Annotated in this window: 1 protein-coding gene; it reads left to right on the top strand. The window is 38.7% G+C overall.

What is annotated here, in order from left to right; translation table 11 throughout:
* Positions 1 to 190 precede the first annotated feature (190 nt).
* The gene (gene tgt / locus HMPREF2571_RS08630) at positions 191 to 1,333 is read left to right on the top strand and encodes a tRNA guanosine(34) transglycosylase Tgt (protein ID WP_013991220.1); all 1,143 of its coding nucleotides are present in this window, start codon (positions 191 to 193) and stop codon (positions 1,331 to 1,333) included.
* Positions 1,334 to 1,373: the final 40 nt, after the last annotated feature.

Genomic DNA, 1,373 nt, shown 5'->3' with positions numbered 1-1,373 from the left:
ACCACCCGTTAGACGGGTGGTTATGATTTTTTGCTATAAATGATAGTGTTGATGTTTGTTGTTATTCATCGAAACTTTGAAAATATAGAGCTGACAATTCTTGTAATTTTTGATAAACTAAAGCGGTTGTGGATAATGACCACTTACTAAAAAATACTTAGGACTGTTTTTCCTAATGTAAGGAGTATAAATGACTGACTTTCCTATTAAATATCGTCTTATAAAGAAAGAAAAACACACAGGGGCACGCTTGGGGGAAATTATCACGCCTCATGGAACTTTTCCAACACCGATGTTTATGCCTGTAGGTACCCAAGCTACAGTAAAAACGCAATCTCCTGAAGAATTAAAGCAGATGGGTTCAGGAATTATTTTGGCCAATACCTATCATTTATGGCTAAGACCTGGTGATGAGCTCGTTGCTAAAGCTGGAGGACTCCATAAATTCATGAATTGGGACCAAGCGATTCTTACAGATAGCGGTGGTTTCCAAGTATATTCATTGGCCGAAAAACGAAACATCTCGGAAGAAGGTGTAACTTTTAAAAATCACCTTAATGGAAGTAAGATGTTTTTATCTCCTGAAAAAGCGATCTCGATTCAGAATAATCTCGGTTCAGATATTATGATGAGTTTTGATGAATGCCCTCAATTTTACCAACCATACGATTATGTGAAAAATTCTATTGAACGTACAAGTCGTTGGGCAGAACGAGGGCTAAAAGCACATCGTCGTCCACATGACCAAGGTCTTTTTGGAATCGTACAGGGAGCGGGTTTTGAAGATCTTCGTAGACAATCTGCACAGGATTTGGTTTCCATGGATTTTCCAGGTTATTCAATTGGAGGTCTTGCAGTAGGAGAAACCCATGAAGAGATGAATGCAGTTCTAGACTTTACTGTACCTTTACTTCCTGAGAATAAACCACGTTATCTTATGGGGGTAGGGGCACCAGATAGTTTGATCGACGGTGTTATTCGTGGCGTTGACATGTATGATTGTGTTCTCCCAACACGAATTGCTCGTAACGGAACTTGTATGACGAGTCAAGGACGTCTCGTGGTTAAAAATGCGGCGTATGCAGAAGATTTTAGCCCTATAGATCCTGAGTGTGATTGTTATACATGTAAGAATTACACACGTGCCTATGTGAGACATTTATTGAAAGCAGATGAAACGTTTGGAATTCGCCTGACAAGTTATCACAATCTCTACTTCTTGGTGAATTTAATGGCTAAAGTACGACAGGCTATTATAGATGACAATTTACTTGAGTTCCGCCAAGACTTTATAGAAAAGTATGGTTACAAGTCAAGTAAAAGAAATTTTTAAATAACTTATTTAGGCTCTTTGTCAACTGTAGTGGGTGACG

This window comes from Streptococcus sp. HMSC068F04, from assembly GCF_001837455.1.
GTDB lineage: Bacteria > Bacillota > Bacilli > Lactobacillales > Streptococcaceae > Streptococcus > Streptococcus salivarius_D.
Note: the sequence above shows the minus strand (reverse complement) of the source record. Positions and strands in the feature narration are given on the sequence as shown.